At 62.1% G+C, this 14378-nt stretch carries 13 protein-coding genes; 4 read left to right on the forward strand and 9 right to left on the reverse strand.

Annotated elements, in window-relative coordinates; genetic code table 11:
* Nucleotides 1-222 precede the first annotated feature (222 nt).
* Nucleotides 223-1689, reverse strand: coding sequence for a glyceraldehyde-3-phosphate dehydrogenase (locus AAEQ75_RS00300; protein ID WP_343350524.1), 1467 nt, complete (start codon nucleotides 1687-1689; stop codon nucleotides 223-225).
* Nucleotides 1690-1820: 131 nt separating this feature from the next.
* Between AAEQ75_RS00300 and mfd the strand changes: the two genes are divergently transcribed.
* Nucleotides 1821-5258, forward strand: coding sequence for a transcription-repair coupling factor (gene mfd / locus AAEQ75_RS00305; protein ID WP_343350525.1), 3438 nt, complete (start codon nucleotides 1821-1823; stop codon nucleotides 5256-5258).
* Between the two features lie 11 nt (nucleotides 5259-5269).
* Nucleotides 5270-5791, forward strand: a complete 522-nt coding sequence (locus tag AAEQ75_RS00310) for a CsiV family protein (RefSeq protein ID WP_343350526.1) — start codon at nucleotides 5270-5272, stop codon at nucleotides 5789-5791.
* Between the two features lie 53 nt (nucleotides 5792-5844).
* On the opposite strand, the gene AAEQ75_RS00315 is transcribed toward AAEQ75_RS00310, so the two are convergent.
* Genes AAEQ75_RS00315 through AAEQ75_RS00330 form a run of 4 tightly spaced genes read right to left on the reverse strand, consistent with a single transcriptional unit; the run spans nucleotide 5845 to nucleotide 8885 of the window.
* The gene (locus AAEQ75_RS00315; protein WP_343350527.1) at nucleotides 5845-6582 is read right to left on the reverse strand and encodes an S-methyl-5'-thioinosine phosphorylase; all 738 of its coding nucleotides are present in this window, start codon (nucleotides 6580-6582) and stop codon (nucleotides 5845-5847) included.
* 9 nt (nucleotides 6583-6591) lie between these two features.
* Nucleotides 6592-7590: a beta-N-acetylhexosaminidase gene (nagZ, locus tag AAEQ75_RS00320; protein ID WP_256835074.1), complete on the reverse strand. Its 999-nt coding sequence runs from the start codon at nucleotides 7588-7590 to the stop codon at nucleotides 6592-6594.
* Nucleotides 7591-7594: 4 nt separating this feature from the next.
* Complete coding sequence (locus tag AAEQ75_RS00325; RefSeq protein ID WP_256835070.1) at nucleotides 7595-8128, reverse strand: L,D-transpeptidase; 534 nt, start codon at nucleotides 8126-8128, stop codon at nucleotides 7595-7597.
* Between the two features lie 49 nt (nucleotides 8129-8177).
* Complete coding sequence (locus tag AAEQ75_RS00330; RefSeq protein WP_179576114.1) at nucleotides 8178-8885, reverse strand: TetR family transcriptional regulator; 708 nt, start codon at nucleotides 8883-8885, stop codon at nucleotides 8178-8180.
* Between the two features lie 228 nt (nucleotides 8886-9113).
* Between AAEQ75_RS00330 and lexA the strand changes: the two genes are divergently transcribed.
* Together lexA and sulA are read left to right on the forward strand one after the other, a co-directional pair.
* Nucleotides 9114-9728 carry a transcriptional repressor LexA gene (gene lexA / locus AAEQ75_RS00335; RefSeq protein ID WP_343350528.1) on the forward strand — a complete coding sequence of 205 codons (615 nt, stop codon included), beginning with the start codon at nucleotides 9114-9116 and terminating at the stop codon, nucleotides 9726-9728.
* A gap of 9 nt (nucleotides 9729-9737) precedes the next feature.
* A complete protein-coding gene (sulA, locus tag AAEQ75_RS00340) occupies nucleotides 9738-10211 on the forward strand; it encodes an SOS-induced cell division inhibitor SulA (RefSeq protein WP_143504394.1) in 474 nt (157 codons plus the stop codon).
* 74 nt (nucleotides 10212-10285) lie between these two features.
* Here the strand turns inward: sulA and AAEQ75_RS00345 are convergent, their stop codons facing one another.
* The 4 genes from AAEQ75_RS00345 to AAEQ75_RS00360 all read right to left on the reverse strand — a co-directional run bounded on the left by AAEQ75_RS00345 (nucleotide 10286) and on the right by AAEQ75_RS00360 (nucleotide 14371).
* Nucleotides 10286-10522 carry a hypothetical protein gene (locus AAEQ75_RS00345; RefSeq protein ID WP_256835066.1) on the reverse strand — a complete coding sequence of 79 codons (237 nt, stop codon included), beginning with the start codon at nucleotides 10520-10522 and terminating at the stop codon, nucleotides 10286-10288.
* Nucleotides 10523-10602: 80 nt separating this feature from the next.
* On the reverse strand, nucleotides 10603-11121 hold the full coding sequence (locus AAEQ75_RS00350; RefSeq protein ID WP_343350529.1) for a DUF6586 family protein: 519 nt from the start codon (nucleotides 11119-11121) through the stop codon (nucleotides 10603-10605).
* Between the two features lie 79 nt (nucleotides 11122-11200).
* The gene (gene topA, locus AAEQ75_RS00355) at nucleotides 11201-13810 is read right to left on the reverse strand and encodes a type I DNA topoisomerase (RefSeq protein WP_343350530.1); all 2610 of its coding nucleotides are present in this window, start codon (nucleotides 13808-13810) and stop codon (nucleotides 11201-11203) included.
* Nucleotides 13811-14128: 318 nt separating this feature from the next.
* Nucleotides 14129-14371: a DUF1653 domain-containing protein gene (locus AAEQ75_RS00360; RefSeq protein WP_343350531.1), complete on the reverse strand. Its 243-nt coding sequence runs from the start codon at nucleotides 14369-14371 to the stop codon at nucleotides 14129-14131.
* Nucleotides 14372-14378 lie beyond the last annotated feature (7 nt).

Here is a 14378-nt window from a genome sequence, read left to right on the forward strand (position 1 = left end):
GATATGGGCGTGGAGGAAGGCGCCAAACCTGGGTAAAAAATCCGCTTGATTATAAAGACGCCCCCCGGCACTGACCACCCAAGCGCTTGCTTTTTTTGGCCTTTCGGTAACAGGGCGCAACAAACTCGATGCTGCCCGAGATCAACTCGACAACCTCGCCAGGCCAGATTCCAGGCATAAAAAAACGGGAGCCGAAGCTCCCGTTTTTTGCGACCTTGACGCTTAGCGCGGGAAGGCGGGCGGGTTGACCCCGGCCATATCTTCCATCACGCGCACCACCTGGCAGCTGTAACCGAACTCGTTGTCGTACCAGACGTACAGCACAACGCGGTTATCATTGGCGATGGTGGCTTCGGCATCCACCACGCCGGCATGGCGCGAACCGACGAAGTCGGTCGATACCACTTCCTGCGAGCTGACGAAGTCGATCTGCTTCTGCAGATCCGAGTGCATGGCCATCTGGCGCAGGTACTCGTTGATCTCTTCGCGAGTGGTGGCCTTCTCCAGGTTCAGATTGAGGATGGCCATGGACACGTTCGGCGTCGGCACACGAATGGCGTTGCCGGTCAGCTTGCCTTTCAGAACCGGCAGCGCCTTGGCTGCAGCGGTAGCAGCGCCGGTTTCGGTGATGACCATGTTCAGCGCGGCGCTACGACCACGACGACTGCCTTTGTGGAAGTTGTCGATCAGGTTCTGGTCGTTGGTATACGAGTGAACGGTCTCGACGTGACCGTTGACGATGCCGTACTGATCATTGACCGCTTTGAGCACCGGCACGATGGCGTTGGTGGTGCAGGAAGCAGCGGAGATGATCTTGTCCTCAGCGGTGATTTCGCTGTGGTTGATGCCGTGCACGATGTTCTTCAGCGCGCCCTTGCCAGGTGCGGTGAGAACGACGCGATCGACGCCCGGGCAGGCCAGGTGCTGACCCAGACCCTCGGCATCACGCCATACACCGGTGTTGTCCACCAGCAGTGCGTTCTTGATGCCGTACTGGGTGTAGTCGACTTCCTTCGGGTCCTTGGCATAGATCACCTGGATCAGGTTGCCGTTGGCCGTCAGGGTGTTGTTCTCTTCATCGATGGTGATGGTGCCGTTGAACTTGCCGTGTACCGAGTCACGACGCAGCAGGCTGGCACGCTTGACCAGATCGTTGCTGGCGCCTTTACGCACAACGATGGCACGCAGGCGCAGGCCGTCGCCACCACCGGTCTTCTCGATCAGGATGCGCGCCAGCAGGCGGCCGATACGACCGAAGCCGTAGAGGACCACGTCGGTGCCTTCACGACCGGAACCGTTCTGCTTGCCGACCACCTCGGCCAGCTCGTCCTTGACGAACTGCTCGACGCCGCGACCAGCGCCTTCGGCCTTGAACTTGGCAACCAGCTTGCCCAGGTCCACGGAAGCGGCGCCCAGCTTGAGCTCGCTCATGGCCTTGAGCATGGGGAAGGTGTCGTGCACCGACAGTTCAGCCTCATCGGCAAGGCGATGGCGAGCGAAACGGTGGGCCTTGAGGATGTCGATGACCGAACGGTTGATCAGGCCACGGCCATAGATCGAGGTCACCACATTGTTGTTGCGATAGAGCTGACCAATCAGCGGAATCATCGCTTCCGCGAGGGCTTCACGATCGATCCATTCACCGAGACACTGGTCGGGCTTCTGAGTCACGGGCAGTACCTTCCACATGTAGGGGCTGAAAAAAGGGGCTACATTATGACGGCGCGCGCGGGCATGAGCAATGCGCGCCTGTCGCGACTGACATTGACCACCAAGCCCCGCTACAATTCCCGGCCTTTCGTCACGACCGTGAGCCGCCCGTGTCCGTACTGCGTCTTCCGTCTCTACCGGCCAGCGCCGGCAAACAACAGTGGGGTAACCTGCCCGGCGCCGCGCTGTCTCTAACTATCGCCGAAGCGGCCAGCAATGCCGGCCGCTTCACACTGGTGCTTACCGAAGGCAGCCAGAGCGCCGAGCGGCTGCAGGAAGAACTGGCGTTCTTCGCCCCCGACCTGCCAGTGCTGCACTTTCCCGACTGGGAAACCCTGCCCTACGATGTCTTCTCGCCGCACCAGGACATCATCTCGCAACGCATCGCAGCACTCTATCGCCTGCCGCAGCTGAGCCGCGGCATCCTTGTAGTGCCGATCACCACTGCCCTACACCGCCTGGCACCGAAGCGTTTTCTGCTGGGTGGCAGCCTGGTGCTGGATGTCGGCCAGAAACTCGATGTGGAGCAGATGCGCGGCCGCTTGGAGGCCGCCGGCTACCGCTGCGTCGATACCGTTTACGAGCACGGCGAGTTCGCCGTGCGCGGCGCATTGATCGATCTGTTCCCGATGGGCAGTGACACGCCCTACCGCATCGACCTGTTCGACGACGAAATCGAAACCCTGCGCACCTTCGACCCCGAGACCCAGCGCTCGGTGGACAAGGTCGAGTCGATCCGCCTGCTGCCGGCGCGTGAATTTCCGCTGGAAAAGAAAGCCGTCACCGATTTCCGCGGGCGCTTTCGCGAGCGCTTCGACGTGGATTTCCGTCGCTGCCCGATCTATCAGGACCTTTCCACCGGCATCACCCCAGCTGGCATCGAGTACTACCTGCCGCTGTTCTTCGAAGAGACGGACACCCTGTTCGACTACCTGCCGGGCGACACCCAGGTATTTTCCCTGCCCGGTATCGAAAAAGCCGCCGAGCAATTTTGGACAGATGCGCGTAGCCGCTATGAGGATCGCCGAGTCGATCCAGAGCGACCACTGCTACCGCCTGCCGACATCTTCCTGCCGGTGGAGGACTGTTTCGCCCGCCTGAAGAGCTGGCCGCGGGTGGTGGTCAATCAGGACGATATCGAGCCCGGCGTCGGCCAGACCCGTTTTGACGCACGCGCCCTGCCCGACCTGGCGATTCAGGCCAAGGCCGGCGAGCCGCTGGCGGCGTTGCGCCGCTTTATCGAAGAATATCCAGGCCGCGTGCTGTTCTGTGCCGAATCAGCCGGTCGCCGCGAAGTGCTGCTGGAACTGCTCGCCCGCCTCAAGCTCAAGCCCCGGGAAGTCGAGGGCTGGCCGGCCTTCGTCGCCAGCCCTGAACGCCTCAACATCTGCATCGCACCACTGGATGAGGGCCTGCTGCTCGACGACCTGGCACTGATCGCCGAGAGCCCGCTGTTCGGCCAGCGCGTCATGCAGCGTCGCCGCCGCGAAAAAGGCCGAGAAGGCGGCGACAACGTGATCAAGAACCTCACCGAGCTGCGCGAAGGCGCGCCGGTGGTGCATATCGATCACGGCGTCGGCCGCTACCTGGGCCTGGTGACCATGGAGTTCGATGGCCAGGCCGCCGAATTCCTCGCCCTGCAGTATGCCGACGAAGCCAAGCTTTATGTCCCCGTGGCCAGCCTGCACCTGATCGCCCGCTACACCGGCAGTGACGATGCCCTGGCGCCGCTGCATCGCCTCGGTTCGGAGGTCTGGCAGAAGGCCAAGCGCAAGGCGGCCGAGCAGGTGCGCGATGTTGCCGCCGAGCTGCTCGACATCTACGCCCGCCGCGCCGCTCGTGAAGGCTTCGCCTTCCAGGACCCGGCACTGGACTACGCCACCTTCAGCGCTGGTTTCCCCTTCGAGGAAACCCCGGACCAACAGGCCGCCATCGATGCCGTGCGCGCCGACATGCTGGCTGGCAAGCCGATGGATCGCCTGGTCTGCGGCGACGTCGGCTTCGGCAAGACCGAGGTGGCCATGCGCGCCGCCTTCATCGCCGTGCACAGCGGCAAGCAGGTCGCCGTGCTGGTGCCCACCACCCTGCTCGCCCAGCAGCACTACAACAGCTTCCGCGACCGCTTCGCCGACTGGCCGGTGAAGGTCGAGGTGATGAGCCGCTTCAAGAGCGCCAAGGAAGTCGGCGAGGCCGTGCAGCAACTGGCCGAAGGCAAGGTGGATATCGTCATCGGCACGCACAAGCTGCTGCAGGATGACGTCAAGTTCCAAAACCTCGGCTTGGCCATCATCGACGAGGAACACCGCTTCGGCGTGCGCCAGAAGGAGCAGCTCAAGGCCCTGCGCAGCGAGGTGGATATTCTCACCCTGACCGCCACGCCTATCCCGCGCACCCTGAACATGGCCGTGGCCGGCATGCGCGACCTGTCGATCATCGCCACCCCACCGGCGCGGCGCCTGTCGGTGCGCACCTTCGTCATGGAAGCCAACAAGCCGACCATCAAGGAAGCACTGCTGCGCGAGCTACTACGGGGCGGCCAGGTGTACTACCTGCACAACGACGTGAAGACCATCGAGAAATGTGCTGCCGACCTGGCCGAACTGGTGCCCGAAGCACGTATCGGTATCGGCCATGGACAGATGCGCGAACGCGATCTCGAACAAGTGATGAGCGACTTCTACCACAAGCGCTTCAACGTGCTGGTGGCCTCGACCATCATCGAGACCGGCATCGACGTACCCAGCGCCAACACCATCATCATCGACCGCGCCGACAAGTTCGGTCTGGCCCAGCTGCACCAGCTGCGTGGCCGTGTCGGCCGTAGCCACCACCAGGCCTACGCCTACCTGCTCACCCCGCCGCGCAAGCAGATGACCACAGACGCCGAGAAACGCCTGGAGGCCATCGCCAACGCCCAGGATCTCGGCGCGGGCTTCGTCCTGGCCACCCACGACCTGGAAATTCGCGGCGCCGGCGAACTGCTCGGCGACGGCCAGAGCGGACAGATTCAGGCCGTCGGTTTCACCTTGTACATGGAAATGCTCGAACGCGCAGTCAAGGCCATCCAGAAAGGCGAGCAGCCGAACCTCGACCAGCCGCTGGGCGGCGGCCCGGAGATCAACCTGCGCGTACCGGCGCTGATCCCCGAAGACTACCTACCCGACGTGCACGCCCGTCTGATTCTCTACAAGCGTATCGCCAACGCCAGCGACGAGGATGGCCTGAAGGAGCTGCAGGTAGAGATGATCGACCGCTTCGGCCTGTTGCCGGAACCAACCAAGAATCTGATGCGCCTGACCCTGCTCAAGCTGCAGGCAGAGAAGCTGGGTATTACCAAGGTCGACGCCGGACCACAGGGCGGCCGCATCGAATTCGCAGCAGAGACCTGCGTCGACCCGCTGACGCTGATCAAGCTGATCCAGGCCCAACCGAAACGCTACAAGTTCGAAGGCGCCACCGTCTTCAAGATCCAGGTGCCCATGGAGCGCGCGGAAGAGCGCTTCAACACCCTGGAAGCCCTGCTCGAGCGCCTCGCGCCCACCACCTGAAGGACACCTACATGCGCCCATTGCACCTGATCGCCCTGCTGCTCTGCCTGCTCGCCCCGAGCGCCTTCGCCGAACGCCTGTATCAGGTGGAACTGCTGGTATTCCGCCAGGCCGGTGACGCGGTGATCGCGCCGAAGATCGCCCCCGACGACTGGGCCGGCACCGCCCTGCCGATCGCCGGCAGCGAGCGCCCCACCAGCCTCGACAGCGAAGCAGCCAAGCTCAACTCGGGTAATGGCTATCAGGTTCTGCTGCACAAGGCCTGGAGCCAGACGCTGAGCAACTCGCCCAGCCGCGTAGCCATCAACAGCGGCGAGGCGCACCTCGGCCACTACCCGGTCGAAGGCACCCTCGCCTTCACCCAGGATCGCTTCGCCGATCTGGACCTGGAACTGTGGATCAACCGCTTCAGTGCCGACGGCCTGCTGGAAAGCAGCGAACACATGAAAGTCGCCCAGCGCCTGAAGGACAACAGCCTGACCTACCTCGATCACGGCAGCCTCGGCGCCCTGGTGCGCATCAGCCCGCTGTAAGGGGAGGTAACGAAAAGGGCCGCTAAGCGGCCCTTTTCATTTGCTCAGAGAAGCTAGTCACTCAGCACGCGCGCCAATACCGCCTTGAGCGTGCCCATGCCCTGCTCCAGCACCCGTTCGATTTCGTCCATGGTGATCAGGCCACTGGTCTTGCCCGCAGCAGGATTCACCACCAGCGCCAGACAGGCATAAGGCAACGCCAGCTCACGCGCCAGTGCAGCCTCGGGCATTGCGGTCATGCCGACCAGATCACAGCCGTCACGCTCCATCCGCACGATCTCCGCCGCCGTTTCCAAGCGCGGCCCCTGCGTGCAGCCGTACACGCCATGGCTGCTGAATGCAGCACCTTCAGCGGTCAACGCCGCGATCAGGCGCTCGCGCAATGCCGCATCGTAGGGGTAGCTGAAATCCACGTGCGTCACGTGATCCAGCTCACCCTCGAAAAAGGTGTGCGCACGACCGGCCGTGTAATCGATGAGCTGATGCGGCACGCAGAAATGTCCCGCCCCCATCTCCGCATGAATGCCACCCACAGCATTGACCGCAACAATCTCGCGCGCCCCTGCATGCTTCAACGCCCACAGGTTGGCGCGGTAGTTGATCTGATGCGGAGCAATCCGATGCGGTTGGCCGTGGCGCGCCAGAAACAACACCTCGCGCCCGCCGTACTCGCCACGCAGGATATCGGCCGAGGGCGTGCCATAGGGCGTATCCAGCGTCAGCGCCTGACGAATCACCAGGCCTTCGAGCTGCGTCAGACCGGTGCCACCGATGATTGCATAAACGGTCATGCTGAGCCCTCAGTCGAGCAGATGCGCCGCTCTAAGCGCAGCCACCGCCGCAGACCAACGCGGCGCCTGACGATAATCGGTGCACGCATGGCCGCGACCACGCATGCGCTGCAGTCGCTCGGCCGGGGTGACCTGCAAGCGCTGCAATGCGCTGAGCGCCAGTTCCGCCGAGCCTCGATCATTGCACACCAGGCCCATGTCACAGCCAGCAGCAAGCGCCGCCTCGATACGCTTGCCGGCATCGCCAACCACGTGCGCACCGGCCATGGACAGGTCGTCACTGAAAATCACGCCGTCGAAGCCCAGCTCGCCGCGCAGGATGCCCTGCAGCCAGCGACGAGAGAAACCCGCCGGCTGCTCATCGACCTGCGGATAGATGACATGCGCCGGCATCACCGCATCGAGCTCGCCAGCCAGGCGCTTGAACGGCTGCATGTCACAGGCGCGAATCTCATCGAGGCTGCGCTCGTCGACCGGAATGGCCACGTGAGAGTCCGCCTCAGCCCAGCCATGCCCGGGAAAATGCTTGCCGGTCGCTGCCATACCTGCCTGGTGCATGCCGCGGATGAACGCAGCCGCCAGCGTGGTTGCGCGCTGCGGGTCGCCCTCGAAGGCGCGACTGCCGACCACCGCACTGCGCTGATGGTCGAGATCGAGGACCGGAGCGAAGCTGAGATCCAGCCCGACGGCCAGCACCTCGGTCGCCATCAGCCAGCCGCAATGCTCGGCAAGCACTTCGGCATTGTCGTTGTCGGCGATCGCGCGCATCGCCGGCAGACGCAGAAAGCCCTGGCGCAGACGCTGCACCCGGCCGCCCTCCTGGTCCACGGCCAGCAGCAGGTCCGGGCGCACGGCACGAATGCTCTGACACAACTCGCGCACCTGGCGTGGCGATTCGATGTTGCGGGCGAAAATGATCAAGCCACCCACCTCGGGCTGGCGCAGCATCTGGCGATCCTCGGCGGTCAGCCAGGTGCCGGCGATGTCCATCATCAAAGAGCCTTGCATAAACCTATTCCTTACGTGAAATCTTGGCCTGCGCCCACTGCGGGCAGGCTGCTTCGTCGATACGCACCCGGCCGTGCGGCGGCACGCGATCAAAAAGCGCCAGCATGTCGGCGTTGCGCAAACGGATGCAGCCATGGGACAACGGCTCGCCCATGGGTTCCGTGTCCGGGGTGCCGTGAAGATAGATGTAGCGACGGAAGGTATCGACCTCGCCCAGGCGATTGCGCCCCGGTTCGAGACCGCTCAACCAGAGAATGCGGGTAAGGATCCAGTCACGGCCGGGAAATTGCTCGTGCAGTTGCGGCGACCATACCTCACCGGTCCAGCGACGCCCGCGCAACACGGCCGCCAGAGGCAGACCGGCGCCGATCTTCGCGCGCACTTGATGCAGCCCGCGCGGCGTGCAACCCGAGCCATTACGCTCACCTGCGCCGTTGCGTGCGGTGGATACGGGAAAACACACTATCAGCCGCCCAGCACTGAAGCCGTAGAGCGCCTGATCAGCAATGGAGATGTGGAGTAAATCAAGATCGGACATGGGCCGCTAGCTTAGCCGAAGGACGAAGCCAAGCCCACCTGCCGCCCGGTCAAACCTTGGGGGCAGCGCTTGGCGTCTTGGTCCGGGGCTTGAGTTGTGCGCTGGCCAATGCAGGATCGTTGACCCCGGTTTCCGAACGCATACCGGCGGCAAGGAATGGCACCATCATCCGCATCACCTGCTCGATCGAGGTGTTGACGCCGAAATCGGTCTCGGCCATCGCGCGCAAGGCCTTGATACCGGACATGCTGAACGCCGCAGCACCGAGCATGAAGTGCACACGCCAGAACAGCTCCAGTGGTGGAATACGCGGCGCAGCCTCATGTACCAACAGCATGTAACGACGGAAAACCTTGCCGTAAACCTCTTCCAGGTATTTGCGCAGGTGACCCTGGCTCTGGCTGAAGGCCAAACCGAGCAGGCGCATGAAGATGGAAAGATCGTTGCCGCTGCGCGGCTTGACGGCCAGAGCCTGTTCGACCAGAAGCTCGAGCAACTCCTCCAGGGAAACCTGGGTGTCGGACTTGGCCTGACGGCGATCGAGTTCTTTTTCCAGGCTGGCACAGAAAGGCCCGAGGAAGCGCGAGAAGACCGCTTGAATCAGCGCCTTCTTCGAACCGAAGTGATAATTGACGGCAGCCAGGTTGACCCCAGCCTTGCTGGTGATCAGCCGCAATGAAGTTTCGGCGAAGCCTTTTTCCGCGAACAGCTGTTCCGCAGCATCGAGAATGCGTTCAACGGTTTCCGACTGGGCCATGAGCTATCACCTGACAAACACTTGTTTGAAACATACGTTTCATCCTACTGAATTGTCAAGCCGCATGAGCCGTCTTTTGGCCGGCTGGTCACAGCTTACAACAAGCAGAGACGCAGATTACTCGGCATGGGTAACAAGCCGGACGACAGGCACCTGCAAAATGGGCGTTGCCAAGAGCCGCTTACTGTATATAATCCCAGTCACTGTATAAAAAGACAGAGCCCAGCCATGCTGAAACTGACGCCACGCCAAGCCGAGATTCTCGCCTTCATCAAACGCTGCCTGGAAGACAACGGCTACCCACCCACCCGTGCGGAAATCGCTCAGGAACTGGGGTTCAAATCACCCAATGCAGCAGAAGAGCACCTCAAGGCCCTCGCACGCAAGGGGGCCATCGAGATGACCCCAGGCGCTTCGCGCGGCATTCGCATTCCTGGCTTCGAAGCAGGCGCGGCGAACGAGGACGAAGGCCTTCCAGTCATTGGCCGCGTTGCTGCCGGCGCACCGATCCTCGCCCAGCAGCATGTCGAGGAATCCTGCCAGATCAACCCCGCGCTCTTTCAACCCAAAGCCGACTACCTGCTGCGTGTGCGCGGCATGAGCATGAAGGATATCGGCATTTTCGATGGCGATCTGCTCGCCGTGCACACCACCCGTGAAGCCCGCAACGGCCAGATCGTCGTCGCCCGCATTGACGACGAAGTGACGGTGAAACGCTTCAAGCGCGAGGGCAACAAGGTCTGGCTGATTGCCGAGAACCCCGAGTTCGCCCCGATCGAAGTGGACCTGGAAAACCAGGATCTGGTCATCGAAGGTTTGAGCGTCGGTGTAATCCGCCGCTGAGGAGACACCATGTACGTGCAGCAGTCGTTCGAGCGCCCACAACTTCCCCTTTTCGACGCGTTCCTTGGCCGAACGCCGAATGAGCCACTGGTCGCAGCCGATGGCATCTCTCGCAGTGAGGATGATCAGGCGTTTAGCGAACTGGCTCTACGTGGCGCCGCTGGGCACTGCCTGCACTTACTGGCGCCGATTCTGCGAGAGCTGAGCCAGAATCAGGACGCACGCTGGCTGACTCTGGTGGCACCACCGGCCAGCCTCACGCAAAGCTGGCTGCGCGATGCAGGGCTGAACCGTGAACGAATCCTGCTGCTGCATCCGCGACAAGGGCAGAATGCCCTGGAATTGGCCGAAGAAGCACTCAAGCTGGGGCGCAGCCATACCGTGATCAGTTGGTTGCATCCGGTCGAGAGCAGCACTCGTCAGCGCCTTGCACAGGCCGCCAACACAGGTGGCGCGCAGAGCCTGAACATCAGCCTGGGTTAGCTGACCACAACTTCGCTTGCGGAAATGAAAACGGGGCTCCAATGGAGCCCCGTTTTTCGTTGAGACGCAGTAACTCAGTGGAGAACGCGCGAGCCTTGTTCTTCACCACTGAAATCACCCTCAGCCATTCGGCCAGCCATCTGCACACCAACATTTAGCATGGCCTTGGCCACCTCGATGTGTTGCCCCTGCAGGAAAGCCTTGGCATCAGCGGAGAAATCCAGGGTCACCAACGCCTCTTCATCCTCTGCGCGACGCAGGGCAATGCGCCCATCGGGCAGTTCGACGATTTCCAGGAAGGATGTAGGCATGGCTCAGTCTCTGTGCAAAAACACGGCATTGTAACAGCCAGCCGGGATCATCCCCAGCCCACTGGTCCAGTTAAACCCAATCAGCACTCGCTCAGGCCTTCGCGGAAACGCAGCACCAGCGCCTTGAGCTGCTGCCGCCAGGCATCGACATCATCGATGCTAAGCTCGGCCGGCTCCTCGCCAACACTGACGGCGGTGATCAACGGCATGGACGGATCGACCTTGGCCTTGCGCTCCTCACGCGGCGGCTGGAACAAGCCAGCATAGGCCGCCAGCAGTTCGGCCAGCCAGGTTTCGCGCTGCTGGGCCAACTCCACCAACTCGGCCAGCTCGGGGCTGGGCGCCCCTTCGAGTACGGCCTGCTGCACGAACGCCTCGACACGCGAAGGCGCGGCGTCGTTCATGCGGTAGTAACCGGCGATCTCATGACACACCCCAAGAAGCCCACCGTACAGGTGAAACAGCGCAGCTTCGCGCTCGGCCTGCACCAGTGCCTGCACATTGAATGCCGCCGACACCTCGGCCTTGCGCCAGTTATCCAGGGCAATACCAGCGAAGAAGATCTTCTGATTGGTACGGGTATAGATTTCTTTGGCCATTGCGGTGACCTCCACGGCATATCGAAGCATGATACGCGCGCCAGCAGCTGCAGGCGCGCATCTCGTCAGAACGCTGCAATCAGCGCTTGTCCTCGACCTTCCACTTGCCGCCATCGTAGAACGCGCGCCAGCCGGTAGGCTTGCCATCGACCTCGGACTGTACGTACTGCTCCTTGGTCTTGCGGCTGTAACGGATCACCGCAGGGCGACCATCCGGGTCCTTCTGTGGGGCATCGCAGAGGAAGTGGTACTTGGGGTCGATCTCATGCTTGTGCGGGACAATTTCCAGCACCAGCGGTGCCCGCGTCTCGCGGTTCTTGGGGAACTGGCTGGCCGCAAGGAACAGGCCGGAGGCACCGTCGCGCAGCACGTAGGTGTCGTCCACCTTCTCGCACTTGAGCTCCGGCATCTCCACCTTGTCCATCTTCGGCGGCGCCGCTTCACCGTTCTTGAGCAACTTGCGAGTGTTCTTGCAGCTGGCATTGGTGCAACCGAAGAACTTGCCAAAACGGCCCGTCTTGAGCTGCATCTGGCTGCCGCACTTGTCGCACTCCAGACTTGGCCCTTCATAACCCTTGATGCGGTACTGACCCTGCTCGATCTCGTAACCCGTGCAATCCGGGTTGTTGCCACAGATGTGCAGCTTGCGGGTTTCATCCAGCAGATAGGCATCCATGGCCGTGGAGCAGATCGGGCAACGATGCTTGCCAAGCAGTACGCGGGACTCGGACTCACCCTCATCGTCGGCAGCAATCTCGTCGCCCGGCACCAGGTTGATGGTGGCCTTGCAGCGTTCCTTCGGCGGCAGCGCATAGCCGGAGCAACCAAGGAACACGCCAGTGGAGGCAGTACGGATCATCATCGGCCGGCCGCACTCGCGGCAGGGGATGTCGGTCAGCGTCGGCTGGTTGGCACGCATGCCGCCCTCGCCCACCTCGGCCACTTCGAGCTTCTTCTTGAAGTCACCGTAGAACTCGTCGAGCAGATGCTTCCACTCGCGCTCACCCTGGGCCACATCGTCGAGATGCTCTTCCATGGTGGCGGTGAAGCTGTAATCCATCAGGTTGGCAAAGCTCTCGTCGAGACGCTCGGTGACGATGTCGCCCATCTTCTCGGCATAGAAACGACGGTTGTGCACCGTGACGTAACCGCGATCCTGAATGGTGGAAATGATCGCGGCATAGGTGGACGGCCGGCCGATACCGCGCTTTTCCAGCTCCTTGACCAGGCTCGCTTCGGAATAGCGCGCCGGCGGCTTGGTGAAGTGCTGGCTGGGGTCGAGCTGGATCAGCTTGAGGCCCTCGCCTTCCTTCATTTCCGGCAGGACGTCGTCCTCGCCCGGCTTGCTCTGCTGCGGCAGCACGCGGGTGTAACCGTCGAACTTGAGGATGCGGCCCTTGGCGCGCAGCTCGAAGTTGCCGGCAGCCACGGTGACACTGGTGGACAGGTATTCCGCCGGCGGCATCTGGCAGGCGACGAACTGACGCCAGATCAGGTCATACAGGCGCTCGGCATCACGCTCCATGCCGGAGAGCTGGGTCGGACGCAAGTTGACGTCGGAGGGACGAATCGCTTCGTGCGCCTCCTGAGCGCCTTCCTTGCTCGAGTACTGGTTCGGCTTGCCCGGCAGGTACTTGTCGCCGTACTCACTGCCGATGAAGCCACGCACCATCTCCACTGCGTCGTTCGACAGGTTGGTCGAGTCGGTACGCATATAGGTGATGTAGCCAGCCTCGTAGAGACGCTGGGCCATCATCATGGTTTTCTTAACGCCGAAGCCAAGACGGTTGCTCGCCGCCTGCTGCAGGGTGGAGGTGATGAAAGGCGCTGACGGCTTGCTGCTGGTCGGGCGATCTTCGCGCTTGACCACGCTGTAGCTGGAGGCCTTGAGCTTCTCCAGCGCCGCCATGGCCTGCGCTTCGTTGACCGGCTTGAAGGCCGAACCGTCTTCGCGAACGACTTCGAAGCGCACCTTGGCGTTCTTCGCAGTGCCGAGATCAGCGTGCACTTCCCAGTATTCTTCCGGGACGAAGGCACGAATTTCTTTTTCACGCTCAACGACCAGCTTCACCGCCACCGACTGCACGCGACCGGCAGACAGGCCACGGGCGATCTTGGCCCACAGCAGCGGCGAGACCATGTAGCCCACCACACGATCAAGGAAACGGCGTGCCTGCTGGGCGTTGACGCGGTTGATGTCCAGCTCACCGGGCTTGGAGAAGGCATCCTGAATCGCCTTCTTGGTGATCTCGTTGAACACCACGCGCTTATAGCGGCTGTCATCACCACCGATGGACTCGCGCAGGTGCCAGGCGATGGCCTCCCCTTCGCGATCCAAGTCGGTTGCGAGATAGATGGTGTCAGCATCCTTGGCCAGGCGGCGCAGCTCTTCGACCACCTTTTCCTTGCCGGGTAGGATCTCGTACTTGGCCTTCCAGCCGTGCTCGGGGTCGACCCCCATGCGCGCGAACAGCTGGCGCTTGGCCTTTTCCTTGGGCGATAGTGCAGGAGCTTCACCGGCGGCAGCCTTGCCACGCTTGGCAGGCTCCTTGGTGGCGCTTGCCGAGCCGCTGGTAGGCAGGTCACGGATGTGGCCGATGCTCGACTTCACCACGTACTGGCTGCCCAGGTACTTGTTGATGGTCTTGGCCTTGGCCGGGGATTCCACGATGACCAGCGATTTGCCCATGGATCAGAAAATTCCTGAATTGCGAAATATAGAAGGCTGGGAAGCCATATGAGCCTGCTCACGAGCTCGTGAGCTAGAGTGATACAAACCGGTGGCGGCCCCGCAAAAACAAGCGAGGAAGCGGAGTTTACGAGTGGTAAATGAGCATTACTCGTTTCACTCGCCCTTCGGGCCGTCCTCCGGACGTTCAGTGACAAGTCACTGTCCGAGCTTGTTTTTAACGCAGTAGCGCCGACGCGCAACAGATCGTGAACAGGTTCTAAGGCCCCGCTATATATAGTGGTGACCGAGCGAAGGTCAAGCGCAGGGGTTGCACAGTCAGGCTTGTGAAGCGCCGATAGGGCTGACTTCGGCCTGAATCAAAGCAAAGCGTGGAACGCGCTTGCCGTCCACCTCGACCTCTTCACAGAACATGCTCAGCGGCCGCACCCACAGGCCGAACTCGCCGTACAGCGCCTGGTAAACCACAACCTCTTCCTCGTTCTCGGAATGGCGCGCCACCCCGAATACGCGGTACTGCGGGCCTTTGTAGTGGCGATAGAGTCCTGGCTGCAACTGCATGAGCGGT

Source organism: Pseudomonas sediminis (assembly GCF_039555755.1).
GTDB classification, from domain to species: Bacteria; Pseudomonadota; Gammaproteobacteria; order Pseudomonadales; family Pseudomonadaceae; genus Aquipseudomonas; species Aquipseudomonas mendocina_D.

Excerpts from the sequence above, each read along its gene's own strand:
- AAEQ75_RS00300 (WP_343350524.1), bottom strand. The coding sequence starts at position 1,689 with ATGTGGAAGGTACTGCCCGTGACTCAGAAGCCCGACCAGTGTCTCGGT.
- AAEQ75_RS00310 (WP_343350526.1), top strand. The coding sequence starts at position 5,270 with ATGCGCCCATTGCACCTGATCGCCCTGCTGCTCTGCCTGCTCGCCCCG.
- AAEQ75_RS00315 (WP_343350527.1), bottom strand. The coding sequence starts at position 6,582 with ATGACCGTTTATGCAATCATCGGTGGCACCGGTCTGACGCAGCTCGAA.
- nagZ (WP_256835074.1), bottom strand. The coding sequence starts at position 7,590 with ATGCAAGGCTCTTTGATGATGGACATCGCCGGCACCTGGCTGACCGCC.
- AAEQ75_RS00325 (WP_256835070.1), bottom strand. The coding sequence starts at position 8,128 with ATGTCCGATCTTGATTTACTCCACATCTCCATTGCTGATCAGGCGCTC.
- AAEQ75_RS00330 (WP_179576114.1), bottom strand. The coding sequence starts at position 8,885 with ATGGCCCAGTCGGAAACCGTTGAACGCATTCTCGATGCTGCGGAACAG.
- lexA (WP_343350528.1), top strand. The coding sequence starts at position 9,114 with ATGCTGAAACTGACGCCACGCCAAGCCGAGATTCTCGCCTTCATCAAA.
- sulA (WP_143504394.1), top strand. The coding sequence starts at position 9,738 with ATGTACGTGCAGCAGTCGTTCGAGCGCCCACAACTTCCCCTTTTCGAC.
- AAEQ75_RS00345 (WP_256835066.1), bottom strand. The coding sequence starts at position 10,522 with ATGCCTACATCCTTCCTGGAAATCGTCGAACTGCCCGATGGGCGCATT.
- AAEQ75_RS00350 (WP_343350529.1), bottom strand. The coding sequence starts at position 11,121 with ATGGCCAAAGAAATCTATACCCGTACCAATCAGAAGATCTTCTTCGCT.
- topA (WP_343350530.1), bottom strand. The coding sequence starts at position 13,810 with ATGGGCAAATCGCTGGTCATCGTGGAATCCCCGGCCAAGGCCAAGACC.
- AAEQ75_RS00360 (WP_343350531.1), bottom strand. The coding sequence starts at position 14,371 with ATGCAGTTGCAGCCAGGACTCTATCGCCACTACAAAGGCCCGCAGTAC.